This is a genomic window from Lentzea sp. (assembly GCF_035525475.1).
Taxonomy (GTDB): Bacteria; Actinomycetota; Actinomycetes; order Mycobacteriales; family Pseudonocardiaceae; genus Lentzea.
The window spans coordinates 1-24,937 of the sequence record NZ_DATLEC010000244.1 but is presented as its reverse complement, the minus strand read 5'-3'; the positions used below and the strand labels follow the sequence as shown (position 1 = coordinate 24,937).

The following is a 24,937-nucleotide window of genomic DNA, read 5'->3' as shown; positions in this document are numbered from 1 at the left end:
GGTGGTGGAAACGCCCGCCATCACACCAGTCGTCGCCGAGCTCGCCGCCCGGTTCGCCGCCGGCGGCAAGCGCCTCTACCTCGTGGGTGGAAGTGTGCGCGACGCCGTGCTGGGGCGCCAGACGAACGACTTCGACTTCACCACCGACGCGCGACCTGCGGAGATCCAGAAGCTGCTGAGCGGCTGGGCCGACGCGCAGTGGGACACCGGCATCGCGTTCGGGACGGTCGGCGCGTCCAAGAAGGGCGAGATCATCGAGATCACGACCTTCCGCGCGGACGTCTACGACGGCGTCACCCGCAACCCCGAGGTGACCTTCGGCGACTCGATCGACGGCGACCTCGTCCGGCGCGACTTCACGGTCAACGCCATGGCGTTCGACATCGCCGCCGCCGAGTTCGTGGACCCGACCGGAGGCCTCCTGGCCGCCCGCGACGGCGTGCTGGACACACCGGCGACCCCGCAGGAGTCGTTCGGCGACGACCCGCTGCGGATGCTGCGCGCCGCCCGGTTCGTCTCGCAGCTCGGCTTCACCGCGGCGCCGCGGGTGGTCGAGGCGATGCGGTCGATGGCAGGCCAGCTCACCCGCATCACGCCGGAGCGCGTGCAGGTCGAGCTCTCCAAGCTCCTGTGCGGGGCGCACCCCCGCCGCGGCATCGAGCTCATGGTGGAGACCGGGCTGGCCGACGTCGTGCTGCCCGAGCTCACGGCCATGAAGCTGGAAATCGACGAACACCATCAGCACAAGGACGTCTTCGACCACTCGCTGGTTGTGCTGGAACAAGCAATTGATCTTGAAGATGCCGATCAGTCACCCGATCTGGTGCTGAGGATCGCGGCGCTGCTGCACGACATCGGCAAACCGCCCACCCGGAAGTTCGAGCCTGGCGGTGGCGTCTCGTTCCACCACCACGAGGTCGTGGGCGCGAAGATGGTCCGCAAGCGCTTGCGGGCGTTGCGGTTCTCGAAGGAGATCACCGAGGACGTCGCCAAGCTCGTGTACCTGCACCTGCGGTTCCACGGCTACGGCAACGGCGAGTGGACCGACTCGGCGGTGCGCCGGTACGTGACGGACGCCGGTGACCTGCTGACGCGGTTGCACAAGCTCGTCCGTGCCGACTGCACGACGCGCAACAAGCGCAAGGCGAACCTGCTGCGGCGGACCTACGACTCGCTTGAGGAACGCATCGCGCGCATCGCGGCCGAGGAGGACCTGGCGCGCGTGCGCCCGGACCTCGACGGCAACGAGATCATGAAGCTGCTCGGCCTGCCGCCGGGCCCGCAGGTCGGCGCCGCGTGGAAGTTCCTCAAGGAACTCCGGCTCGACAGGGGTCCGCTGGACCGCGACGAGGCCGAGGCCGCTCTCCTCGGCTGGGCGCGCGAGCAGGGCATCACGCCGTCCCCGTGACGCCTGGTGATGGCATGACATCCCCGCGTTAGCGATGTGTCAGCGCGGGGATGCACCATGGAGTCTGCTCATGGGGGTGATGCAGATGTTCTCTTGGGGACTTTCCACGAGTCCTGCCGCACACGACCTGGACGTGCTGACCGACGGGCAACGGGTCGTGCTGCGGTGTCTGGCCCGTGGTCACGAGGACCACGAGATCGCTCGCGTGCTCGGCCTCGGGCTGCAGCAGGTGACCGACGAGGTCGCCGACATCCTGCGGCGGCTGGAACTACCCGATCGGGTGGCCGCCGTCGTCTTCGCTCACGAGGCCGGGATGCTGCACCTGCCGTTTCCGCGCTAGCAGGAGCAGGTAGGCGGCGAGGCCGACCAGGTAGAGGCCGGCGGCGGTGAGCAGGAGGCCGGGCGAGCGCCCGTCCAGGGGGACCACCGTCGCGGTGATGGTCACCGCGGTGACCTGCGTGACGTTGAAGAGGGTGTCGTACAGCGCGAACACGCGCCCGCGCACCTCGTCGCCGACGTCGTGCTGCACCGCGGTGTCCACGCACAGCTTGACGACCTGACCGGCGAAGATGACGAAGAACCCGGCCGCGAGGATGGTCGGCAGCGTCATCGGCAGCCCGAGCCCGACCTGCGCCGCGGCGGTCAGCAGCAACGCGCCGCAGATCGTGCGCTTCGTGCCGAACCTGTCCACGATCCGGTCGGTGAGCACGCCGGCGAGCAGGATGCCCGCACCGCCCGCGACGGCGATCTCGCCGAGGCCGCCGATGCCGGCCTTGAGGATGCCGACGTCCTCCAGGCTGTAGCGCATCAGCAGCAGCGTGATCATCAGGCTGATGGCGAACCCGGCGCGGTGCGCGAGCAACGCCGCGAGACCCGCCGTGACGCTCGGCGTCTGCAACGTGGCCCTGCCGCCGTCCACCAGCCCGCGCGCGACGGCCCTCATCGCGGTGTGCGGCTCGTCGACCTCGTCCGGCCCGAGCACGCCCGGCTTGAACCGGCTGGCGATGAACGCGCCGAGCAGCAGCCCGACGACGGCGATGCTGGTCGTCCAGCCCGATCCGCCGTCCCCCGCGCCGAGCACCGTCCTGAACCCGATCGCGCAGGCGGCGCCGATCACGGCCATGATCGCCCCGGCCGTCGTGGCCAGCGCGTTCGCCTCGACGAGGTGGTCCTCGGGGACGAGGTGCGGCAGCGAGGCGCTCAGCCCGGAACCGACGAACCGGCCGATGCCCATGACGACGAGCGCGGAGACGTAGAGCGGCAGCCCGCTCAGCCCCGCTCCCACGGCCAGGGCCGTGAACAACACGAACGTGGCCCGCAGGACGTTCGCGACGACGATGACCTTCTTGCGGTCCCACCGGTCGAGCAAGGCGCCCGTGAACGGTCCGACCAGCGAGTACGGCAGCAGCAGAACCGCGAACCCTGCCGCGATCGCCGCCGGGTCGGCCTGCCGTTCGGGGTTGAAGAGCACGGCGCCGGCCAGACCGGCCTGGAAGAGCCCGTCACCCCACTGAGAGGCGAGGCGGGTGGCGAGGAGCCTGCGGTACGCGGGGATGCCGAGGAGCCGGCGCGATCCCCAGTGGTGCTTCTCCACCGCGAGCGTTGTCACTTCTGCACCCTATGCGCGCTGGGTGAAAACCACGAAAGCCGGACCTCGCGGTCCGGCTCCCGTGGATCGGATGCCAGGTCGCCTCACGGCGCGTTGCACTACGCGGCTCCAGCCGAACGGTATTCCGCGAAGGCAGTTGTCTGTTGAGCCCGGGGGACACAAAGACATCCGACAGTTGAGTCTAACGGGGCGCGGCCCTGAGTTGTTCCGGCGATCACGGGTGATTTCATGGTGACGTGCGTCCCGATGCCGAAGTTGAAGTCGAGCCAGGCTCCCTCTTGGTTGCCGCTCCGAGCCTGAACGACCCGAACTTCTCGCGCACCGTCGTGTACATCATCGATCAACGCCCCGAGGGAACCCTCGGGGTCGTGCTGAACCGCCCGTCCGAGGTAGCGGTGCACGACGTGCTGCCGCCGTGGGGGCAGCACGTCAGCAAGCCGCGGTGCATCCACATCGGCGGCCCGGTCGAGCAGAAGACGGCGTTGTGCCTGGCGGCTCTGAAGGCGGGCACCGACCCGTCCACCGTGGAGGGTCTGGTCGGCGTGCAGGGTCCCGTGGCGCTGATCGACCTGGACGCCGAGCCGGACGACCTGGTGCCGCTGGTCCGGGGCCTGCGGGTCTTCGCGGGCTACAGCGGCTGGGGCGAGGGCCAGCTGGCGGCCGAGATCGACCGCGGCGACTGGATCGTCGTGACGGGCCTGGCCGACGACGTGCTCGCGGGGCCGAACGTCGACCTGTGGGGCCGGGTGCTGCGCCGTCAGGGGATGCCGCTGGCGCTGCTGTCGACCTACCCGAAGGACGTCCGCGACAACTGATTCACGTGAAACGTTCGGATCACAGCCCGGCGAGCGGGGAACAACCGCCGCCACCGCAGGCGCAACCACCGCAGCCCTTGGGCTTGACCGGCTCCGGCACCAGCGCCGCCGCCCGGCTCCCCACGATCCCGCCGGCGAACGCGATGACCAGCGCGCCGACCAGTCCGATGATCCCGGCGGTGACGGCCAGGTCGGCCATGACGAACGCCATGGCGCCCGACACGATCGCCACGACACCGGCGGCGACGTTCGGCACGCCCGCGACCCGGTTGGCCAGCGCGAACGTCTCCTCGTCGCGGACAGCCGCCGCCGTGCGCACGCCGACGAACCGGTTGCGCCGCAGCTTGCCCTGCAGACCCAGCAGACCGACCGCGCCGAGAGCGACGCCGAGCACACCCAGGACGACCGACAGCACGATGTTCACCCCATGAGGGTAAGACGGATCCGCGCCGCGCCTCGCGGTCACCCCGGTTTGGTGTGCCGCACGCCACCGCCCTGTGCAGGTGGCTTGCGGTGCGCTGATACCGTTGAGGGCATGAGCACGGCCCGCCTGCTCCTTATCTAGCCGCGACGACCTGTTCGGAAGACGGTCGGCGCGGCCACCCTCCATGCCCGTCTGGGCTGGGGGGTTTCGTCATGTCAGGGGCAGGATCGATGTGAGAGGGACGTTGAGATGAGCACGGACGCGGCGGAGATCCCCGCCTACCGCTACACCGCCGAGCTGGCGAACCAGATCGAGGAGCGGTGGCAGCGGTACTGGGAGGACCACGGCACCTACCACGCGCCCAACCCCGTGGGGGCGCTCAAGGGTGACGTGCCCGCGGACAAGCTGTTCGTGCAGGACATGTTCCCGTACCCGAGCGGCGCCGGCCTGCACGTCGGCCACCCGCTGGGCTTCATCGGCACGGACGTGTTCGCGCGGTACCACCGCATGAACGGCCGCAACGTGCTGCACACGATGGGCTTCGACGCGTTCGGCCTGCCCGCGGAGCAGTACGCGGTGCAGACCGGGCAGCACCCGCGCAAGACCACCGAGGACAACATCAACACCTACCTGCGCCAGATCCGCAGGCTGGGGCTGGGTCACGACGAGCGCCGCCGCATCTCGACGATCGACCCCGAGTACTACAGGTGGACCCAGTGGATCTTCCTGCAGATCTTCAACTCCTGGTACGACGCCGACGCGCGCAAGGCCCGGCCGATCGCCGAGCTGATCTCGCAGTTCGAGTCCGGCGAGCGGGACGTTCCCGGTGGTGGCGCGTGGTCTGAGCTGTCTTTTGCCGACCAGCAAAGGATCTTGGGCGAATTCCGGCTGGCCTACATGTCGGAGGCGCCCGTCAACTGGTGTCCGGGACTGGGTACTGTGCTGGCGAACGAAGAGGTCACCGCGGACGGTCGCAGTGAGCGTGGCAACTTCCCGGTGTTCAGGAAAAACCTGCGCCAGTGGATGATGCGCATCACCGCGTACTCGGACCGGCTGATCGACGACTTGGACCGGCTGGACTGGCCGGACAAGGTCAAGGCCATGCAGCGCAACTGGATCGGGCGCTCGCATGGCGCCCGAGTCCGATTCGCGGTGGGAGACGAGAACATTGAGGTCTTCACGACCCGTCCGGACACACTGTTCGGTGCGACCTACATCGTCCTGGCACCGGAACACGAGCTGGTGGACCAGGTTGCGACGCCCGATCGCGTGGCAGACATCACCGCGTACCGGCGCGCGTCGTCCCTGAAGTCCGAACTGGACCGGCAGGAGAACAAGGAGAAGACCGGCGTCTTCACCGGGGCGTACGCCACGAACCCGGTGAACGGTCAGCAGATCCCCGTCTACATCGCCGACTACGTCCTGATGGGCTACGGCACCGGCGCGATCATGGCCGTCCCCGGCCAGGACCAGCGCGACTGGGACTTCGCGACGAAGTTCGACCTGCCGATCATCCGCACGGTCCAGCCGTCGGAGGGCTTCGAGGGCGAGGCCTACACCGGTGACGGACCCGCCATCAACAGCGGGTTCCTGGACGGGATGACGATCGACGACGCCAAGAAGACGATCATCGGCTGGCTGGAGGAGAACGGCCACGGCCACGGCACCGTCCAGTTCAAGCTGCGCGACTGGCTGTTCAGCCGCCAGCGCTACTGGGGCGAGCCGTTCCCGGTCGTCTACGACGAGGACGGCACCGCCATCGCGCTGCCCGAGTCGATGCTGCCGGTCGAGCTGCCGGAGGTGGACGACTACTCCCCCCGCACGTTCGCCCCGGACGACGCGGACACCGAGCCGTCGCCGCCGCTGTCGCGCGCGACGGAGTGGACGACGATCGAGCTGGACCTGGGCGACGGTCAGAAGACCTACCGCCGCGACACGAACACCATGCCCAACTGGGCGGGTTCGTGCTGGTACCAGCTGCGCTACGTCGACCCGGTCGAGACCGAGCGGTTCGTCGACCCGGAGAACGAGAAGTACTGGCTGGGCCCGCGCACGGCCGAGCACGGCCCGACCGACCCCGGCGGCGTCGACCTGTACATCGGCGGCGTCGAGCACGCGGTGCTGCACCTGCTGTACTCGCGCTTCTGGCAGAAGGTCCTGTTCGACCTGGGCCACCTGTCCGGCGACGAGCCGTACCGCCGCCTGTTCAACCAGGGCTACATCCAGGCGTACGCGTACGTCGACCCGCGCGGCGTCTACGTCCCGGCGGACGAGGTCGTCGAGGAGAACGGCAAGTACTTCCACAACGGCGAGGAAGTCCGCCGTGAGTACGGGAAGATGGGCAAGAGCCTGAAGAACGTCGTCACGCCCGACGAGATGTGCGAGCGGTACGGCGCCGACACCTTCCGGTTCTACGAGATGTCCATGGGCCCGATGGACGTGTCACGGCCGTGGGCGACCAAGGACGTAGTAGGCGCACAACGCTTCCTGCAGCGCCTGTGGCGCAACCTGGTCGACGAGACCGACGGCTCCCTGCGCGTCACGGACGAAGAGCCGTCAGTCGAGGCGTTGCGGCTGCTGCACAAGACGATCGCCGGCGTCCACGACGACTACGCCAACCTGCGCTACAACACGGCGGGCGCGAAGCTGATCGAGCTGAACAACTACGTCACCAAGCACTACACCGCCGGCACGCCCCGCGCGCTGGCGGAGCCCCTGGTGCTGATGCTGGCTCCGCAGGCCCCGCACGTGGCCGAGGAGCTGTGGACGAAGCTGGGCAAGACCGGCTCGCTGGCGCACGGCCCGTTCCCGGCCGCCGACGAGCAGTACCTGGTCGAGGACACCGTCGAGTACCCGATCCAGGTCAACGGCAAGGTCCGCTCGCGGGTCGTCGTGTCGGCGTCCGCGTCGCAGGACGAGATCAAGGCGGCGGCGCTGGCCGAGGAGAAGATCGCCGAGCTGGTCGCCGGTGGCGAGCCGCGCAAGGTGATCGTGGTGCCCGGCCGCCTGGTGAACGTCGTCCTGTAGCCCGTCCGGGAGCTGGTGCGGCTACGGCCGCGCCAGCTCCGGCCACGACTCCGGGGCCGGGCCGAACGCACGCCGGGCTGCCCGGACGGCCAAGGCGGCCATGGCGGCGTTCGCGCCGCCACCGATCAGCGCGCCGATGCCGAACGGGACCGCCCGGCCGAGCACGACGATTCCCTGCTTGGTGCCGTACTTGGTGACGAAGTTCTTGCCGAGGACTTTGTTGATCTGCTTCAGCGTTGCCATGGGCACGGCGTTGACGAGCTGGCGAGCCCAGTGCTGGCCGGTGCGCTCGGCGACCTTGCCGATGGTCTTGGAGCCGGACTCGCCGAGCAGGATCCCCAGGACGAGCGTCCGGCGGCGTTCGACCTCGTCGAGCGGGACGCCGTGGACCTCGGCGATCGAGAGCACGAACAGCGCGCTCAGTTCGAGTGACGAGAAGGCTTCGCCCGCCGACAACGCCAGCGCGATCCCGGTGCCGACTCCGGGCGCGGCCGCGGCGCCGCCCACCGCGGCTCCGGTGCCGGCCAGGGCGCTGACGTACATCTTCTCCAGGGTGCCGACGACCTCCGCCGGTGTCGCCTCCGGGTTGCGCTGGCGGGCGCGCGCGATGTTCTTGCGGACCAGCGGTGTCTGCAGGCCTATGGCCTTGTCCAGCAGGTCGAGGATGGCCTGACCCGGCCCGCTCGACGTCGGCACCGGTCCTTCGAGGGCCGCAGGTTCAGGGGAATCTGCTGGGTTCGTGGCGTCGACCATGCGTCGTATGTCGCCGAACCCCCGATCGGCGCTACATCAGCGACCGGCTGAGTCCGTCGTCTCCGCGAACCCGATGTCCATCAGCATCTGGTCCAGCATGCTGTCGAACATCGGCTCCGGGTTGGTCACCGCGAACGGGAACCGCCCGAACACCTCCAGCGCCACGTGCCCGTACAGCCGCACCCACGACTGCACCACGTGGTAGATCTTGCCCAGGTTGAGGACGTCGTCCCCCACCCGCACGCCGTGCGCCGACGCCGCGTCCATCAGCACCTGCTGGAACCGGACCAGGTCCTCGTGCAGCGCCTCGGGCACCTCCTCGTCCGCGTGGTTCGCCACCTGGTTGGACGCGATCAGCCCGCCCGCCAGGCGCAGGAACACCGAGCCGAACTGGTCGGCGCCCAGCGGGTCGCGGGGTGAGGCGAACACCAGCGCGAACTCCTGCGGGTGGGCCAGCGCCCAGCGGCGGAAGGCGTGGCACACGGCCCTGACCTGGCATCCCACCTGGCCTGACGTCTCCGCGGCCAGGTCGGTGTGCAGGGCCGTCGCCATGTCGTCGCAGATGTCGTCGCACAGCTGCCGCAGCAGGGCGTCGTGGGAGTCGTAGTAGCGGTACAGGGCCGGCGCGGTGATGCCGAGTTTGCGTGCAATCGCACGGAGGGTAACCGCGTCACGGCCGCTCTCCACCAAAAGAGTGCGGGCCGCCTGCCGAATTTCACGCTCGGTCTCAGCGCGGAGTCGTTCTCGGCGAGTGGCCTCGGTCATATGTCACTCCATCGGGTTGTAGACCCTGTCCACGGCCCCGTACGGTTTCAGTGAACGGTGTTTACGCAAGTTCACGGGATTGCAGAACGGTAACCCAGGAGGCCGTCGCCGATGTTCGCGAAGTGGGGCTCGATCGCATATCGCCGCCGGTGGGTGGTGCTGGTCGCGACGGTGCTCCTCGCCGTTGTCGGCGGCGTGTGGGGTCTGGGGGTGTTCGACAAGCTCAGCCAGGGCGGGTACGAGGCTCCTTCCAGTGAGGCGGCGCGGGCCGACAAGGTAGCCGAGGAGGCGTTCGGGCGGCAGAACGGTGACGTCATCGTCATCTACCGCGGCGACTTCACCAACCCGCTCGAGCTCAAGAAGGTCGCCGACCACATCAGCGGCTTCCCCAAGGACGACGTGCTCAAGACCGTCGGACCGGTGCCGTCCGACGACAAGCAGCAGGCGCTCGTCGCGATCACGCTCACCAGCGGTGACTCGAACGAGCAGATCAAGCAGTTCCAGGACGTCGAGAGCCAGCTCGCGATCGACGGCTTCACCCAGCAGGTCGGTGGGCTCGTGCCCACCCAGAAGGCCATCAACGACATGTCGCAGGACGACCTGACGCGCGCCGAGATGTTCTCGTTGCCGCTGGTCCTGCTCCTGCTCGTGGTCATCTTCGGCGGTCTGGTCGCCGCGTCGCTCCCCGTCGTCGTCGGCGGTCTCGCGATCATGGGCGCGCTCGGCGTGCTGCACGCCGTCGCGATCTTCACCGAGGTCAACTCGTTCGCCGTCAACGTCGCGTCGCTGCTCGGCCTCGGCATGGCGATCGACTACGGGCTGTTCATGGTCGGCCGGTTCCGCGAGGAGCTCGCGCAGGGACGCACGACCGAACAGGCCGTCGGCCGGACGGTCGCGTCCGCCGGTCGCACCGTCGTGTTCAGCGCGACGCTGCTGGTCATCGCGCTGGCCGGCCTGCTGCTCTTCCCGCACGGCTTCCTGAGGTCCCTCGCGTACGGCGGCGTGGCGTCGGTGGCGATCGCGGCGCTGGTCTCGCTGACGTTGCTGCCCGCGCTGCTCGGCGTGCTGGGCGAGCGGGTCGACAAGCTCGCCATGCCGTGGCGCAAGAAGGAGCCCGGCGAACGCGGCTGGCGCAAGCTCAGCGGCGCGGTCATGAAGCGGCCCGTGCTGATCGCCCTGCCGATCATCGGCGTGCTGGTCGCGCTCGGCTCGCCGTTCCTCGGCGTCCAGTTCGGCCAGGTCACCGAGAAGGTGCTGCCCGAGGGCAACACCGTGCGCGTCGCCACCGAGAACATCAACCAGAACTTCTCCGCGCTCTCCGCCACCGGCTTCCGGATCGTCGTCAAGGGTGGCGACCAGGCCGCGGTGCAGGAGTACCTGGGCAAGGTCGAGGACGTCCCCGGTGTCGGCGAGGCCCAGCCGACCGGTTCCGGCAACGGCGTCACGTCCGCGTCCGCCGGCCTGGAGAACGACGCGCTGAGCGAGCAGTCGAAGCAGGCGTTGAAGGACGTCCGCGCGCTCACCCCGCCGAGCGGCGCCGAGGTGCTGGTCGGCGGCAACACCGCCACGGTCGGCGACTCGCTCGACGCCATCGCGGCGGGCCTGCCGTTGATGATCGCGCTGCTCGTCGGCGCCACGCTGGTCCTGATGTTCCTGGCGTTCGGCTCGGTCGTGCTGCCGATCAAGGCCGTGCTGATGAGCGCGTTGTCGCTGTCGGCGACGTTCGGCGTGCTGGTGTGGATCTTCCAGGAGGGCCACGGGGCCGGCTGGCTCGGCGTCACGCCGGGGCCGCTCGAGTCCGGCATCGTCGTGCTGATGGCGGCGATCGTGTTCGGCCTGTCGACGGACTACGAGGTCTTCCTGCTGAGCAGGATGGTCGAGGCGCGCGGCCAGGGCGCGACGACCGAGGAGGCCGTGACCACCGGTCTGGCCAAGACCGGCAGGGTCATCACCTCGGCCGCGCTGCTGCTGATCGTCGTGACGGGCGCGTTCGCGTTCTCGCAGGTCGCGATGATGCGGTTCGTCGGCGTCGGCATGATCCTCGCGCTGGCGCTCGACGCCACCGTGGTCCGGATGCTGCTCGTGCCCGCCGTGCTCAAGCTCCTCGGCAACGCCGCGTGGTGGTCACCCGGTCCGCTCAAGCGGATCCAGGAACGCCTCGCGCTTCACGACGAGCCGGTGGACGACCCGTTCGACGACGAGGTCCGCGAGCGGGTCTCGGTCGGCTGAGCGGCGAAGGCGATCATGGCCGCGTCGAACTGGCGCGGCCTCGCCTCCTCCAGTTCGCCCGTCTTCATCCGGTACGTGGCGAGCACGGCGTTCGAGCTGTCCAGCACAGTCGTCGTCGCTCCGGTCGCGAGGAAAACCCTCGAGTCACCCGGAGCGATGGCGACACCCGGCGAGTCGATGGGCAGACGTTCGCGCACCGTCATGGTGGCCGCGTCGACGACCACGACCTCGCTCTCCTTCGGCAGCGTCAGGTAGACCGTGGCGCCGTCCGGCGTGACCGCCATGCTGCCCGCTCCCCTGCCCACGTCCGCAGAGCCGACGACCTGGTTCGTGGTCGTGTCGATCACCGACACCGTGCCGGGCGTCTTCTCGCCGAGGCGCATGGTGCTCACGTAGAGGCGCTTGCCGTCGGGTGAGATCGCGAGGAACTGCGGCAGGCCGCCGACCTGGATCGTCGAGGTCTGGAACGCCGCCGCGGTGTCGACCAGGCTGACGGTGCCGTCCTGCGCGTTCGCGACGTAGAGGACCTTGTTGTCCGGGTGGACGGCGAGGCCCTGCGGCTGGCCGCCGACCTTGATCGCCGCGACCAGCCGGAAGTTCGCGGGGTCCACCACCGCGACGCCGCCGGCGGCCGAGACGTAGAGCCGCTGCCCGTCCGGGCGCATCGCCGCGTGCGAGAGCTGGACCTGCGTGAAGATCCTGTCGAGGATCGCACCGGAGTGCGGGTCGACCACGGTGATCGCGCCGGTCCAGCCGCTGACCACGTAGAGCCGCTGACCGTCCGGCGACACGGCGATCCCCGTGGCACGGCCCCCGGTGTCGGCCTTCGCGAGAACGGCACCGTTCCTGGTGTCGACGATCTGCACGAGACCGGTCCTGCCGACCACGTAGGCGAGCGGTGCCACCGACGCGGTGGAGGTGGTCGTGTAGTCGTGCCGTTGCTGAACACCCATCGCCGCGAAGGCCGCTGAGAGCGTCAGAACCGCGGCCACGAGGCGTGGCTTTGCCATGCGGCCGATGGGACCACTTCCGGGTGCTTTCGATCCACTTCGGTCACTCGGCCGAGCGAAATCTTCGCCTCGTCGTAGTACTCAGTTCGGGGTGTTGGCCGAGGCCACCAGCTTGGCGTACCGGGTGCCCGCGGTGAGCAGGACCAGACCGGCGCCGAGGAAAGCCAGCACGCGGGCGATGCCGTCGAGCGCGGAGAGGTCGAACAGCACCAGCTTCACCACCGCGGCACCGACCAGGATCAGGCCGCAGATCCGCAGCGCCTTGTTGCCGATCCCCTTGACCAGCAGGAACAACGCGGCGATCGTCCACGACACGGTGACCACGGAGTGTCCGAAGAGGAACCCGGACTCGTCCGGCGACACGAGCAGCGCCGCGCACAGCACCGCACCCGCCGCGCCGTAGAGCAGCACCAGGCCGGAGACGATCCACGGGAACGGGTGCCTCGCCGGCTCGCGCAGCACCTGCATCTTCAGCGCGGCCCACGGCGCGACGGCCGCGTAGATCCCCAGCACCACGGCGGTGACGAGGCCGGCCGCGTAGTCGCCGGGCGAGACGTCGTTGAAGAAACGGGGTTCCTCGACCAGCCACGTGATCGGCACGGCCAGTCCGACGGCCATGAAGAACCCGACGACGCCGAACGCGATCGACCCGACCAGCGCGCTCTTCTTGTTCAGCCGCGCCGCGAGGAACGCCAGCAGCACCGCCTCGGCCAGCACGATCGCCGTGCGCACGTTGCCGTCGAGCGCGATGACCGTGGTCTGGAACAACGCGAGCATGCCCGTCGCACCGGCCGCCGTCGTGAACGCGCGCGGCAGGTCCGGGATCATCCAGATCGCGAGCAGCACGGCGGCCACCGCACCGGCGAGCGCCGAAGCGGAAGCCCTGTCCAGCAAAGTCGTCGCGAACAACGCCGGCAGCGCGGAACCCGCGACCAGTGCGATCGCCACGACGTCGTCGCGCCGCTTCCTGATGGTCAGCAGCGCCACCACGATGCCGACGACGGTCGTCGCCGCGGCGACACCGACCACGGTCCACTCGTAGCTGCGCGGGATCGCGCCCGCGGTCGTGACCACCGAGGCGATGATCGCCGGGAAGCTGCCGGCGATCGCGAGACCGGGCCAGCTGCGCTGGATCTGCACCGGCGTGGCGGCCATCTTCAGCACCAGCAGGAACCCGACCAGCAGGACCGTGAAGCCCTCGGTCAGCACCGGCGAGCAGACGGCGCAGGCGGTGACGACGGCGACCGCGAGCGCCTGCGAGTCCCAGCGCAGCGCGAGCACGACACCCGTCGCGGCGACGGCGAGACCGACGACGAGTCCCACGCCGGCGGGGAGGTAGTGGTAGAGGCTCGTGGCGGCGATGACGTCGAGGTAGAGACCCGCGAAACCGGTGAAGGCCAGGGCGAACGCCCCCACGCGCCCGGCCGGGGTGCGGTGCAGCCAGAGGCCGATGGCGACCAGCGCGCCGCTGAACACCGCGCCGCCGATGACACGCGGCACCGGGCCGAGCCAGCCGCGCTGGACGGCGAGGACCAGCAGCAGCACGAAGCCGAGCACGGTGATCGCGCCACCGACCCAGGCCAGCAGCTTCGCCCCGGCGCCGTCCTTGCCGAGCTTCTCGAACAACGTCTCGCGCGGCTGGGGCGCGGGCCACGGCTGCTGCCGCGGAGGGTGCGGCCACTGCGCCCGGGGAGGCGGCCCCTGCGGGAACGACTGCTGGGGGAACGACTGCTGGGGGAACGCCTGCTGCGGGAACGGCTGCTGGCCGTGCTGCGACCACGGGTTGGGTGGCCCGGACTGCACGGGCGGCGGCGCCTGCTGCGGGATCGGACCTGGGACCGGAGCCTGAGGAGCCGGCGCCTGGGGTGCGGGTGGAGGCGTGACCACCTCGGCCACGGCGGTCGCCGCGGCCGCCACCGGGCCCGAAGAGTGCTCCCGCATCTGGGAGCTGATCGTCACCAGCCGCTGCCCGATGGCCGCGAGCTCCAGCGCGAGGCGCTGCTCGTCCCCGAGGCGATCCTGTCCGTCCATGTGATCAGGGTGAGGCAGCGCACGTCCGGTGACATCCGTACACCTACTCATCCACCGGTCCCAGCTTGACTACATAGATGTGTAATCGATTAACTAGGCCCTCGTGACGACCATGAAGGACGTCGCGCAGCACGCAGGCGTCTCCACGGCCACCGTGTCGCGCGTGCTCAGCGGCCATGCCGCGCCGACTCCCGAGACCCGTGTGCGGGTGCTCGCCGCGGTCGAGGAGCTCGGCTACCGGCCCAACGCCCTGGCGCGATCCCTCAGGACCACCAGCACGCAGACCCTCGGTCTGGTCATCAGCGATCTGCTGAACCCGTTCTTCGCCGAGATCGCGCGAGCGGTCGAGGACGAAGCCCGGTCACACGGCTACTGCGTCGTGATCGGGAACGCCGACGAGAGCGCCGAGCAGGAGGCCACGTACGTGCGCACCCTGCTCGACCGCCGGGTGGACGGCCTCCTGCTGTGCCCCGCGACCGACGACCCCGGTCTGGTTCGCGAAGTGAGCGCAGGCGGCGTTCCGCTAGTCCTGCTCGACCGGACGGTCAGGGGCGCCACATGCCCCGTCGTCCGCGCTGACGGCAGCGAGGCATTGACCTCGCTCGCCCGGCGGCTCGTCGGCGCCGGCCACACCCGCATCGGAGTGATCGCGGGTCCGCCGAACACGTCCACCGGAAGAGAGCGGACCGACGTGCTCACGGGGTCGCTCGGCGGCCTCGCGCAGGTCGTCCACGGCGACTTCCGCCGGGAGAGCGGCAGCCAGGCCGCCTCGAAGCTGATCGACGACGGCGCCACGGCGCTGATCGCCATGGACAACCTGATGGGCCTCGGCGCGCTGGGCGAGATCCGGGCCCGCGGCCTGCAGATCCCGCACGACGTCGCGCTCGCGGTGTTCGACGACCAGCCGTGGTTCCCGCTGCTCGACCCGCCGATCACGGTCGTCGCGCAGCCGACCGTGGAGATGGGCAAGGCCGCCGCCCGCAGCCTGCTCGCCCTGATCGACGGCCGCCAGCCCGACGACGTCCGCCTGACCGCGAAGCTCGTGCTGCGCGGCTCGCTCGGGGAGGCCGAGCTGTGAAGACCCTCATCACCGCCCGCGGCATCACCAAGCACTTCGGTGCCACCAAGGCACTCGACGGCGTCGACCTCGACATCAACTCCGGTGAGGTCCACGTCCTGCTCGGCGAGAACGGCGCGGGCAAGTCCACGCTGGTCAAGGTCCTCGCGGGCATCCACGGCCACGACTCCGGCACGATCGAGGGCAGCGCCAGCCTCGCCGTGATCCACCAGGAGCTGGCACTCGTGCCGGAGCTCAGCGTCGCGGAGAACCTGTTCCTGAACCGGCTCCCGCGCAGGTTCGGCTTCGTCGACCGCGCCGCGATGCGCCGCAGGGCACCGGAGCTGTTGCGGAGGGTCGGCCTGGACGTCGACCCGGACGCCAAGGTCCGCGACCTCGGCATCGCCCAGCAGCAGATGATCGAGATCGCCCGCGCGCTCGACAAGGACACGGGCGTGCTGATCCTCGACGAGCCGACCGCGGTCCTCACCGACACCGAGACCGACCGGTTGCTGCAGATCATGGCCCAGCTGCGGGACAACGGCGTCGGGCTCGTCTTCATCACCCACCACCTCGACGAGATCCAGCGCGTCGCCGACCGGATCACCGTCCTGCGCGACGGGCGCAGCGTCGGCGTGCTCGGACCGCGCGCCACCACGCAGCACATGATCGAGCTGATGGTCGGCCGCCCGATCGACGAGCAGTACCCGCGCACGCGCCAACGCGCCGGTCAGCCGTTGCTGCGCATCTCGGGCCTGACGAAGAACGGCGTGTTCCGAGACATCAGCATCGAGGTCCACGCGGGGGAGGTCGTCGGCATCGCCGGACTGGTCGGCGCCGGACGCACCGAGGTCGCGCGAGCGGCGTTCGGCGTGGACGGCTACGACCACGGCACGGTCGAGGTCGACGGCACACCGTTGCGCCGCCACGACGTCCAGGCCGCCATCAAGGCAGGTCTCGGGCTCGTGCCGGAGGACCGCAAGGGCCAGGGCCTCGTGCTCACCGCGACCGTCGGCCAGAACCTCGAGCTGGTGACGCTGGAGAACCGCGACCGGGAGCGCCTGCACGACATCGCGGGCAAGCTCCGGATCAAGGGCCGCGTCGAGCAGCCAGTGAAGGAGCTCTCCGGCGGCAACCAGCAGAAGGTCGTCATCGGCAAGTGGCTGCTGGCGGACCCGAAGGTGCTGATCCTCGACGAACCGACCAGGGGCGTCGACGTCGGCGCCAAGGTCGAGATCTACGAGCTGATCAACCGCATGACCGCGCAGGGCCGGGCCGTGCTGCTCGTGTCCAGCGACCTGCCCGAGGTGATCGGGATGAGCGACCGCGTCGTCGTCATGGCGCACGGCCGCGTGGCCGGTGAGCTGCCCGGGGGCGCGACCCAAGACCAGGTGATGGCACTCGCCGTGCAGGAGATCTCCGCATGACCACGATCAGCATCCGCAAGTACGCCGGCGAGAACGGCGCCCTCGCAGGGCTCCTGATCCTCGCGCTGGCCCTCGCCGTCTCGAACCCGGCGTTCCTCACCGCCCAGAACCTGGTCAACGTCGGCGTGCAGGCCGCGGCGATCGCGATCCTGGCGTTCGGCATGACGTTCGTGGTCGTCGCGGGCGGCATCGACCTGTCGGTGGGCAGCATCGCCGCGCTGGCCGCGATGGTCGGCGCGCTCACCGCCGGACCGGTCGGCCTGGTCGTCGGCGCGCTGTGCGGTCTCGTCAACGGCGCGATGATCAGCTACGGCAAGCTGCCGCCGTTCATCGCGACGCTGGCCATGCTGAGCGTCGCCCGCGGCCTCACGCTGGTGGTCTCGGGCGGCCAGCCGCACAACACCGACGAGCTGGTGACGTTCCTCGGCTCGAACCTCGCGCCGATGCTCCCGTTGCCGCTGCTGCTGATGCTCGCGTTCTTCGGCATCACCGGGTTGATCCTCACGCGCACCAACCTCGGCCGCCGCATGTACGCGATCGGCGGCAACGAGGAGGCCGCGAAGCTCAGCGGCATCGACGTCCGCAGGCAGAAGCTGTGGATCTACGCCCTGTCCGGTCTGTTCGCCGCCGCCGCGGGTCTCGTGCTCGCGGGACGGCTCTCCTCCGCCGGTCCGCAGGCCGCGGCCGGCTACGAGCTCGACGCCATCGCCGCCGTCGTCATCGGCGGTGCGTCGCTGTCCGGTGGCGTCGGCCGCGCCACCGGGACGCTGGTCGGCGCGCTCGTGCTCGCCGTCCTGCGCAACGGACTCAACCTGCTGCAGGTGCACCCGTTCTGGCAGCAGGTCGTCATCGGTGTGGTGATCGCTCTCGCCGCGCTGCTCGACTCACTTCGCCGTCGCTGAGTACAACCCGCAACAGGTAAGGAAAACGCTGATGAAGGTGACCCGACGGATCGCGCTCACCCTGGGAGCCGCGGCATTGGTCGCGACCGGGTGCGGTGGCACGGGGGCGTCCGGGGGGAGCGACATCACCATCGGGCTCGCGGTGTCCACCCTGAACAACCCGTTCTTCGTGCAGCTGCAGCAGGGCGCGCAGGAGATGGCGGACCAGCTCGGCGCCAAGCTGACCGTGGTCGACGCGCAGAACGACGCGACGAACCAGGTCAACCAGGTGCAGACGCTGGTGACCCAGGGCGTCAAGGCGATCATCCTCAACCCGGTCGACTCCAAGCAGTCCGCGCCCGCCGCGAGGGCCGCCGAGATGGCGAACATCCCGCTGATCTCCGTCGACCGCTCGGTCGAGGGCAAGGTCGCGTCCGAGGTCGCGTCGAACAACGTGCAGGGCGGCAGCCTCGCGGCCATCGAGCTCGGCCGCGCCACGTCCGGCGAGGTCGGTCACCTCAAGGGCATCCAGGGCGCGTCGGCGTCCCGCGACCGCGGCCAGGGCTTCGAGCAGGGCCTGAACAGCGGCAACATCAAGGTCGCCGCCACGGCCGTCGCGGACTTCGACCGCGCCAAGGGCCTCAACGAGACCACGAACCTCCTGCAGGGCCATCCGGAGCTCAAGGGCATCTTCGCCGAGAACGACGAGATGGCGCTCGGCGCGATCAAGGCCCTCGGCGCCCGTGCCGGCAAGGACGTCGTGGTCGTCGGCTTCGACGGCACGCCCGACGGTCTGAAGGCGATCCAGGAGGGCACGCTCACCGCGTCCGTCGCGCAGCAGCCGAAGCTCCTCGGTGGAAAGGCCGTCGAGCAGGCGGTGCACGCCGCGAAGGGCGAGGCCGTCCAGCAGGTCGTGGACGTCGAGGTCAAGGTCGTCACGAAGCAGAACGTGGCAGAGTTCATCAAGTGACGAAGCCTCTTCTCGTTCTCGGGTCCGCCAACGCCGACCTCGTGGTCGAGGTCGGCAGGCGGCCCGCCGGCGGTGAGACCGTGCTCGGCGGTGACACCGTCGTGCTGCCCGGCGGCAAGGGCGCGAACACCGCCGTCGCCGCCGCTCGCGTCGGTGCCTCCGTCGCACTGGTCGGCGCCGTCGGTGACGACGGGTACGGCGCGCTGCTGCGCGAGTCGCTGGAGTCGTCCGGCGTCGACACGTCGCTGGTGAAGACCTCCGCGCGGCCGACCGGCATCGCGTACATCACCGTGACGCCGGACGGCGAGAACTCGATCGTCGTCTCCCCCGGCGCCAACGCCGACGTGTCGTCGTCCGATGTGGACGGTCTGTCGTTCGGCGGCGCCCGGATCCTGACGTGCTCGCTGGAAGTGCCGCTGGAGACCGTCGTCCACGCGATCGGCGTCGCGTCCGCGGCCGGTGTGCGGACCGTGCTCAACCTGTCGCCGGTGGCCGGGCTGCCGGCGGAGACCCTGCGGCAGCTCACCGTCCTGATCGTGAACGAGCACGAGGCCGCGCAGCTCGCGGCGGACTGGCGCGGTCTCCTCGACCTCGGTCCCGCGTCGGCGATCGTCACGCTCGGCTCGCGCGGTGCGGCCGTGGTGGAGAGGACGGGAGTCGTCGAGGTTCCGGCGGTCGAGGTGGCCGAGGTCGTCGACACGACGGGCGCCGGTGACGCGTTCGCCGGTGCGGTGTCCGCGCGACTGGCCAACGGGGACGACATCGTCCAAGCTGCTCGTTACGCGGTGAAGGTCGCCGCGCTGTCCGTCACGAAGCCGGGCGCGCAGCCGTCCTACCCGACCGCGGCCGAGGTCGGCTCACCGAATTGACACGGCGAGCTGTCGGCCCGTCACCGCTGAAGGGTATGGTCTAGACCATGTCGAGCGCGCGGCTGAGCGGTGTCGGTGTGAGCAGCGGCCGGGCAACCGGTCCCGTGGTGAGGGTCGCCGAGGCCCTGCCCGAACCCCCGGTGGGCCCGCGACCTGCGGACACAGCCGAGGAGGCCGCCCGCATCCGCCCGGCGACCGAGGCCGTGGCGCAGCGCCTGATGGAGCGCGCGAAGACCGTCGACGGCGACGCCCGCGCCGTTCTGGAGACGACCGCCGCGATGGCGGGCGACCCGTCCCTGATCAAGTCCGCCGAGAAGCTCGTCGCCGACGAGTCGCTGCCCGCGGCCCGTGCCGTGCACCAGGCGGCGCAGAAGTTCATCGCCGCACTGCAGGCCGCCGGTGGCTACATGGCCGAACGCGCCCGCGACGTCCAGGACGTCCGCGACCGCGTGGTGGCCGAGCTGCTCGGCATGCCCGCCCCCGGCGTTCCCGACCTGGCCTCGCCGTCCGTGCTGGTGGCACGCGACCTGGCGCCCGCCGACACCGCGGGCCTCGACCCGGCGAAGGTCCTCGCCCTGGTCACGGAGGAGGGCGGCCCCACCTCCCACACCGCGATCCTCGCGCGTTCGCTCGGAATCCCGGCCGTCGTCGCGTGCCGCGGTATCCTGGCGTTCGAGGGCACCTCTCTCGACGTGGACGGCGACACCGGCCAGGTCCGCGAGTCGGACGGCAAGGTCCGCGCGGCCGGCGCCGGCAAGAAGGTCACGTGGAACGGCGTGGGTGTCCTCAAGGACGGCCACCGCGTGAAGGTCCTCGGCAACGTCGGCTCACCTGCTGACGCCGCCGCCGCTGCCGCCGCGGGTGCGGAGGGCGTCGGCCTCTTCCGCACGGAGTTCTGCTTCCTCGACGCCGCGGAGGAACCGACCGTCGCCGAGCAGACCGCCGCGTACGAGGCCGTGCTGGCGCCGTTCGCGGGCAAGCCGGTCGTGGTGCGCACCCTCGACGCGGGCGCGGACAAGCCGCTGGCGTTCCTGAGCCCTGAGCCCGAGCCCAACCCGGCACTGGGCGTCCGCGGCCTGCGCGTCGCCTTCGACCGCCCCGAGGTCCTGGACCGCCAGCTCGAAGCCATCGCCGCGGCGGCGAAGTCGTCCGGCGCCGACGTCTCGGTCATGGCCCCGATGGTCGCGACCGCCGCCGAAGCCGCCTGGTTCGTCGAACGCGCCCGTGCCGCCGGCATCGCCCGCGCGGGCGTCATGGTCGAGGTCCCGTCGGCCGCCCTGAGCGCCCGCGAGATCCTCCAGGTCGTCGACTTCATCTCCATCGGCACCAACGACCTGGCCCAGTACGTCTTCGCCGCCGACCGCCAGCTCGGCGGCGTGGCAGCGCTGAACGACCCGTGGCAGCCGGCGTTGCTGCGCCTGATCGCCCTGGTCGGCGAGGCCGCCACCGCCACCGGCAAGCCCGTCGGCGTGTGCGGCGAAGCGGCGGCCGACCCGCTGCTGGCGTGCGTGCTCATCGGCCTCGGCGTGACGTCGCTGTCGATGAACCACACGGCCCTGTCCAGCGTCGGCGCCCGCCTGGCCACGTCCAGCATGGACATCTGCCAGCTCGCGGCCCGCGGCGCACTCGCGGCAGCCGACCCGGCCTCGGCCAAGCTCGCCGCCCGCGCTCCTCACTAGTTCACCGCGGTCACGCGGATCTCGACGCGCATCTTCGGGTGACCGAGGGCGGTGACCCCGCTCTCGGTCCAGATGGGCCTGCGCTCACCCATCCGCGCGCGGAACTGCTCGACCATGACCCGGTTGTGGTCGTCGAACGAGTCGTCGCCGAGCACGTGGTACGAGTTGACGTGAACGACGTCGCCCCAGCTCGTGCCTGCTTCCCGCAGCGTCCGCTCGACGTTGTCGAAGGCCCGGACGATCTCGGCCTCCAGCGCCTCGGGGAACTCGAACGCGTCGTCCCAGCCGCCCTGCCCGGACGTCTCGACCCGGTCGCCGATCCGCACGGCCTGGCTGTAGTGCATGTCGTCCCGCTGCGTCTCGCCGTACCCCGGCGTCGCGAAGAACTCGACCATCTCTGCCTCCCGTGACTTCATGCTTGAAGTCAACCGTACACGACTTCAAGCGTGAAGTACGATCCGTGCCGTGGAGTGGCTGAACGCGGAGGAGAAGGAAGCCTGGACGGGGCTGGTCTCGTTGCTGCTGCTGATGCCGGGCCGGCTGGAGGCCCCGCTGCAGGAGTCGGGGCTGAGCCTCTTCGACTACCTGGTGCTCAGCCACGTCTCGGAGGCCCCTGACCGCCGCATCCGCATGAGCGAGCTGGCCCACCTGGCGAACGGCTCGCTGTCACGGCTGTCCAACGTGGTCAAGCGCTTCGAACAGCGAGGCTGGGTCGTCCGCTTCCCCGATCCCGACGACGGCCGGTACACGCTCGCCTCGCTGACCGACGAGGGCTTCGAGGTGGTCGAAGCCGCCGCGCCCACGCACCTGCGTTCGGTCCGGCAGTTCGTGCTCGACCCGCTCACGGACGAGGACCGCCAGGCGTTGACGCGGATCGCCGCGAAGCTGCGCGTGACGATCCCACCGCCGTAGCGCATCACTCGATCGTGTGATCAACGACAGCGTGGCGCACCCCGTTGTTGGTCACATGACGCGCTTCATCACCAAGGACGGCAGACGCATCCCGCTGAACAACAGCGGAGGGAAGAAGGGCGCCGGTGCGGTGGCGGCCGGAGTCCTGGCGCTGAGCGTGGCCGCGGGTACCGGCGGCGTGACGCTGCCCAGCGCTCCCGAGGTCGGTTCCGGCGGATCATCGTTGCGGCTCAGCGCGCGCAAGGCCGAAGGTCAGAAGGCCGCACGCAAAGGGGACACCGAGGGTGCCTGGCAACGCATGGGGATGCGACAGCTGAAGCGCACGGCCAGGCAGCAGGCCGAGTGCGTCGCGGTGTCGTTCGGCGAGGTCCGCGAGTTCTTCACCCGGAACCGGTGCACCTCGCTGGAACGCGCCCTGTTCGCGGTGACCGACGGCGCCGGCAACACCGCCGTGATCTCGGTGGTCTGGGTCGGCCTCGCCTCGACCGGCGACGCCCGCGACTTCCAGACCGTCATGAACAGGCACGGCAGCGGCGACGTCCACCCGCTCGGCAGCCACCTGCTCGGCCTGGCCGACATCCGCTTCACGGGCCTGCGCTACGGCAGCGACCGCGACGGCAGGTCCGTGACCATCGCGGAAGCCGAGACCGCCGGCGGCCAGGTGGGCCACGACACCCTGGACGCACTCGCCGAGGTCGCCGCCTACCTGCCCCGCGTCTAACGAGCCGCCCGCAGCTCGTCCAGAACCGCCCTGATCAGCGGATGCTCCTCCGACCCGCGCCGCACCGCCGCCACCACCCGCCGCAACGGCGCGACCCCGGACACCGGCACCCCGCGCACGGCGTTGCGCGGAGCCAAAGCCACCCCGGCGCCCGCCGCCACCAGAGCCTCGATCGCCCGGAAGTCGTCGGACGTGTGCCGGATCCGCGGCGTGAACCCGGCCTGCGCGCACGCCATCTCCACCACGTCCCGCAACGGGTTGCCGGGCAGCGTCACGACCCAGTCCTCGTCGGCCAGCGCCGCCAGGTCCACCGGCCCGGTCGACCCCCACCCCGGCGGCAGCACGGCGTCGAAGGGCTCCGTGTACAGCGGGAACCTGGTCAGGCGCTCGGTGGTCCGGTGTTCCTCGGTGATTGCCACGTCGATCTCGCCGTCCAGCAACAGCCGCACGCTCTCGTGCCCTTCGGCGTCGCGGACCGAGAGCTCCACCGACCGGGACTTCAACGCCGCCAGCGCGGGCGCCACCACCTGCGTGATCGCCGACGCGAACGCCGCGACCTCCACCCGGCCGGCGAAGCCCGAGGCCAGGGCGTCCAAAGTGGCCTGAGCGCGTTCCAGTTCGGCGGCGACGACGTGGGCGTGCGCGACCAACAGCGAGCCTGCCGGTGTCAGTGAGACACGGCGTCCTTTGCGCAGCAGCAACGGATGTCCGGCCTCGGACTCAAGGGCGGCCAGCTGCTGCGACACCGCTGACGGCGTGAGGTGCAGCGCTGCTGCTGCGGCCGTCACGGTGCCGTGGTCGGCGAGCGCGCGCAGCACGCGGAGCCGTCGTGGGTCGATCACCGCTCAATGATGGGGGATTCCACTTCGCCGTTCACCGGGATGTCCAGCGGCACGATCGGGTCGATGGTCGTCCTGTCCAGCAGCAGGTACTTCTCCTCGAAGATGGGCAGGCCCGCGGGCATGCCGTACCGGGGTGTGGTGCTCACGTCCCGCCTCAGGACCGGCAGACCGGTCTCCGGGTTGACCACCAGCTGGGTCTCGACGTCGGGGAACTGGAAGGTCGGAGGCGCCGTGATCGCCACGCCGAGGCCCCTGCCGGCCTCGCCCATCGGCACGTCGTCGCGGAACCGCACGCCGTCGAGCGTCTTGAGCAGGTCGAACACCGCTCGCCGCTGGTCGTCGCTCACGTTCGCGGCCATCAGGTCCATCGCGAGCGTCGCGATCCGGTACGCGTCCTTGGTGCCGACGAGGTTCTCCAGCATCTTCTTCAACTCGGCCGGGTCCGTGGGCACCGAGTCGAACGAGTCGAGCCGCACCTGGCTGTGCAGGGACATCTGGAACCCGGAGACGGCGGTCTTCTGCAGGGCGGGCTTCATCGGCCCGATCCGCACGGAGCGGCTCCCGCCGAGCTGCGGCACCGTCGCCGGCCTGCCCGCCATCTCCCACCTGTCGTTGCCGTCGATCGAGAAGGTCCGCACCTCGCCGTCCTTCTGGAGGACCGCGACCTCGGCGCTGAAGCTCAGCCACCGGTCGTTCTTCCAGTCCATGTCCACGAAGTACGGGTTCGCCGCGTCGCCGACGACCATCGTCATCCTGTGCTGCGTCAGCACGTGCCACCACTGCGGAGGAGCGGCCGGCTTCAGGGGTCCTGCCGGCCGGGGGAGCAGAACGACCACGAGCGCGATCACCGCGCCGACGACCAGCAAGGGGGCGAACCGCCGGAGGACCTGCGGCCTGGACCGCCTCGACCACGGCAGCGCGATGATGCGGACCAGGTCGCGTTCCATCCGCTCGGGGTCGACCTCGGGAGTCCGCGGCTTGGCCGCGGCCAGCTTCTTCATGAGGTCTTCCATGACTCCCTCGCACGGTCGTGGGTCTGCGTCGAGAGAGCGGCCTGCAACCGTCGTCGCGCACGGTGCAGCCGCACGTAGAAAGTCGCCGTGGTGCAGCCAAGCACCTTCGCGGCCTCAGTCGGCGCAAGTCCGTGCCACGCGATCAGCGTGAGCACTTCCTGGTCGACCTCGGACAACGACGACAACGCCGCCCGCAGCTCGACCACCGCGAAGTCGTCGTCCGCCGCGACGTCGTCCAGCTCGTCGTGCCAGACCTGCCGACGAGCCGTGCGCACCAGGTTGCGCGCGATGCCGAGCAGCCACGGCAACGCGTTCGGCGGCATCTGGTCGAGCTTGCGCCAGGCGATCGTGAAGGTCTCGCTGGTGATGTCCTCGGCGAGCCGAGCACCCGCGTGACTCGCCGCGTACGCGAGCACCCGTGGGTAACACTCGCGGTAGACGGCGGAGAAATCCTCCACGATCGCCCTCCCTCTTCACGAGGTAGTGCGCCGACCG

23 protein-coding genes are annotated in these 24,937 nt (G+C 70.3%); 13 read left to right on the top strand and 10 right to left on the bottom strand.

From position 1 onward, the window contains the following. Nucleotide 1: 1 nt before the first annotated feature. Both VM306_RS36755 and VM306_RS36750 read left to right on the top strand, forming a co-directional pair. Nucleotides 2-1,408 carry a CCA tRNA nucleotidyltransferase gene (locus tag VM306_RS36755; protein ID WP_325523292.1) on the top strand — a complete coding sequence of 469 codons (1,407 nt, stop codon included), beginning with the start codon at nucleotides 2-4 and terminating at the stop codon, nucleotides 1,406-1,408. A gap of 70 nt (nucleotides 1,409-1,478) precedes the next feature. Continuing rightward, nucleotides 1,479-1,748, top strand: a complete 270-nt coding sequence (locus VM306_RS36750) for a LuxR C-terminal-related transcriptional regulator (protein ID WP_325523290.1) — start codon at nucleotides 1,479-1,481, stop codon at nucleotides 1,746-1,748. On the opposite strand, the gene VM306_RS36745 is transcribed toward VM306_RS36750, so the two are convergent. Next, the gene (locus tag VM306_RS36745; RefSeq protein ID WP_325523288.1) at nucleotides 1,677-3,017 is read right to left on the bottom strand and encodes an MFS transporter; all 1,341 of its coding nucleotides are present in this window, start codon (nucleotides 3,015-3,017) and stop codon (nucleotides 1,677-1,679) included. The two genes, VM306_RS36750 and VM306_RS36745, sit on opposite strands and share 72 nt — an antisense overlap. Nucleotides 3,018-3,253: 236 nt before the next feature. Between VM306_RS36745 and VM306_RS36740 the strand changes: the two genes are divergently transcribed. Further along, complete coding sequence (locus VM306_RS36740) at nucleotides 3,254-3,832, top strand: YqgE/AlgH family protein (protein WP_325523286.1); 579 nt, start codon at nucleotides 3,254-3,256, stop codon at nucleotides 3,830-3,832. 19 nt (nucleotides 3,833-3,851) lie between these two features. Here VM306_RS36740 and VM306_RS36735 read toward each other — a convergent pair whose 3' ends face one another. Continuing rightward, nucleotides 3,852-4,256, bottom strand: a complete 405-nt coding sequence (locus VM306_RS36735) for an SdpI family protein (RefSeq protein WP_325523284.1) — start codon at nucleotides 4,254-4,256, stop codon at nucleotides 3,852-3,854. Nucleotides 4,257-4,505: 249 nt separating this feature from the next. On the opposite strand from VM306_RS36735, the gene leuS reads away from it, so the two are divergent. Then, a complete protein-coding gene (gene leuS, locus VM306_RS36730) occupies nucleotides 4,506-7,283 on the top strand; it encodes a leucine--tRNA ligase (RefSeq protein ID WP_325523282.1) in 2,778 nt (925 codons plus the stop codon). A 21-nt stretch (nucleotides 7,284-7,304) separates the two neighbouring features. Here the strand turns inward: leuS and VM306_RS36725 are convergent, their stop codons facing one another. Together VM306_RS36725 and VM306_RS36720 are read right to left on the bottom strand one after the other, a co-directional pair. Beyond that, nucleotides 7,305-7,979 carry a hypothetical protein gene (locus VM306_RS36725; RefSeq protein ID WP_325523280.1) on the bottom strand — a complete coding sequence of 225 codons (675 nt, stop codon included), beginning with the start codon at nucleotides 7,977-7,979 and terminating at the stop codon, nucleotides 7,305-7,307. A 93-nt stretch (nucleotides 7,980-8,072) separates the two neighbouring features. After that, on the bottom strand, nucleotides 8,073-8,801 hold the full coding sequence (locus VM306_RS36720) for a TetR/AcrR family transcriptional regulator (RefSeq protein ID WP_325523278.1): 729 nt from the start codon (nucleotides 8,799-8,801) through the stop codon (nucleotides 8,073-8,075). A gap of 111 nt (nucleotides 8,802-8,912) precedes the next feature. Between VM306_RS36720 and VM306_RS36715 the strand changes: the two genes are divergently transcribed. After that, a complete protein-coding gene (locus VM306_RS36715) occupies nucleotides 8,913-11,030 on the top strand; it encodes an MMPL family transporter (protein WP_325523276.1) in 2,118 nt (705 codons plus the stop codon). On the opposite strand, the gene VM306_RS36710 is transcribed toward VM306_RS36715, so the two are convergent. Continuing rightward, on the bottom strand, nucleotides 10,967-12,040 hold the full coding sequence (locus VM306_RS36710; protein ID WP_325523274.1) for a cytochrome D1 domain-containing protein: 1,074 nt from the start codon (nucleotides 12,038-12,040) through the stop codon (nucleotides 10,967-10,969). The genes VM306_RS36715 and VM306_RS36710 overlap by 64 nt on opposite strands. 81 nt (nucleotides 12,041-12,121) lie before the next feature. After that, on the bottom strand, nucleotides 12,122-14,071 hold the full coding sequence (locus tag VM306_RS36705) for a DUF2339 domain-containing protein (RefSeq protein WP_325523273.1): 1,950 nt from the start codon (nucleotides 14,069-14,071) through the stop codon (nucleotides 12,122-12,124). Nucleotides 14,072-14,183: 112 nt separating this feature from the next. On the opposite strand from VM306_RS36705, the gene VM306_RS36700 reads away from it, so the two are divergent. Genes VM306_RS36700 through ptsP form a run of 6 tightly spaced genes read left to right on the top strand, consistent with a single transcriptional unit; the run spans nucleotide 14,184 to nucleotide 20,954 of the window. Continuing rightward, nucleotides 14,184-15,149, top strand: coding sequence for a LacI family DNA-binding transcriptional regulator (locus VM306_RS36700; RefSeq protein WP_325523344.1), 966 nt, complete (start codon nucleotides 14,184-14,186; stop codon nucleotides 15,147-15,149). After that, complete coding sequence (locus VM306_RS36695) at nucleotides 15,146-16,555, top strand: sugar ABC transporter ATP-binding protein (RefSeq protein ID WP_325523271.1); 1,410 nt, start codon at nucleotides 15,146-15,148, stop codon at nucleotides 16,553-16,555. The genes VM306_RS36700 and VM306_RS36695 overlap by 4 nt, the downstream gene beginning before the upstream one ends. Then, a complete protein-coding gene (locus tag VM306_RS36690) occupies nucleotides 16,552-17,457 on the top strand; it encodes an ABC transporter permease (RefSeq protein WP_325523269.1) in 906 nt (301 codons plus the stop codon). Before VM306_RS36695 ends, VM306_RS36690 begins: the two co-directional genes overlap by 4 nt. 31 nt (nucleotides 17,458-17,488) lie before the next feature. Beyond that, the gene (locus VM306_RS36685; RefSeq protein WP_325523267.1) at nucleotides 17,489-18,406 is read left to right on the top strand and encodes a substrate-binding domain-containing protein; all 918 of its coding nucleotides are present in this window, start codon (nucleotides 17,489-17,491) and stop codon (nucleotides 18,404-18,406) included. Then, entirely contained in the window at nucleotides 18,403-19,275 is an 873-nt protein-coding gene (locus tag VM306_RS36680) for a ribokinase (RefSeq protein WP_325523266.1), read from the top strand. Before VM306_RS36685 ends, VM306_RS36680 begins: the two co-directional genes overlap by 4 nt. Before the next feature lie 47 nt (nucleotides 19,276-19,322). Next, nucleotides 19,323-20,954, top strand: coding sequence for a phosphoenolpyruvate--protein phosphotransferase (gene ptsP, locus VM306_RS36675; protein WP_325523264.1), 1,632 nt, complete (start codon nucleotides 19,323-19,325; stop codon nucleotides 20,952-20,954). Here the strand turns inward: ptsP and VM306_RS36670 are convergent. After that, nucleotides 20,951-21,370 carry a Rid family hydrolase gene (locus tag VM306_RS36670; RefSeq protein WP_325523262.1) on the bottom strand — a complete coding sequence of 140 codons (420 nt, stop codon included), beginning with the start codon at nucleotides 21,368-21,370 and terminating at the stop codon, nucleotides 20,951-20,953. The genes ptsP and VM306_RS36670 overlap by 4 nt on opposite strands. A gap of 49 nt (nucleotides 21,371-21,419) precedes the next feature. Here VM306_RS36670 and VM306_RS36665 point away from each other — a divergent pair, with 49 nt between their 5' ends. Both VM306_RS36665 and VM306_RS36660 read left to right on the top strand, forming a co-directional pair. Further along, the gene (locus VM306_RS36665; protein ID WP_414672499.1) at nucleotides 21,420-21,866 is read left to right on the top strand and encodes a MarR family winged helix-turn-helix transcriptional regulator; all 447 of its coding nucleotides are present in this window, start codon (nucleotides 21,420-21,422) and stop codon (nucleotides 21,864-21,866) included. 55 nt (nucleotides 21,867-21,921) lie between these two features. Continuing rightward, entirely contained in the window at nucleotides 21,922-22,587 is a 666-nt protein-coding gene (locus VM306_RS36660; RefSeq protein WP_325523260.1) for a hypothetical protein, read from the top strand. Here the strand turns inward: VM306_RS36660 and VM306_RS36655 are convergent. From VM306_RS36655 to VM306_RS36645, 3 genes are read right to left on the bottom strand one after another with little or no spacing between them, the layout of a single operon-like run. Further along, nucleotides 22,584-23,429: a LysR family transcriptional regulator gene (locus VM306_RS36655; RefSeq protein WP_325523258.1), complete on the bottom strand. Its 846-nt coding sequence runs from the start codon at nucleotides 23,427-23,429 to the stop codon at nucleotides 22,584-22,586. The two genes, VM306_RS36660 and VM306_RS36655, sit on opposite strands and share 4 nt — an antisense overlap. Then, a complete protein-coding gene (locus tag VM306_RS36650) occupies nucleotides 23,426-24,442 on the bottom strand; it encodes a hypothetical protein (protein WP_325523256.1) in 1,017 nt (338 codons plus the stop codon). Before VM306_RS36650 ends, VM306_RS36655 begins: the two co-directional genes overlap by 4 nt. Next, nucleotides 24,427-24,900, bottom strand: coding sequence for a sigma-70 family RNA polymerase sigma factor (locus VM306_RS36645; RefSeq protein ID WP_325523254.1), 474 nt, complete (start codon nucleotides 24,898-24,900; stop codon nucleotides 24,427-24,429). The genes VM306_RS36650 and VM306_RS36645 overlap by 16 nt, the downstream gene beginning before the upstream one ends. Between the last annotated feature and the right edge of the window lie 37 nt (nucleotides 24,901-24,937).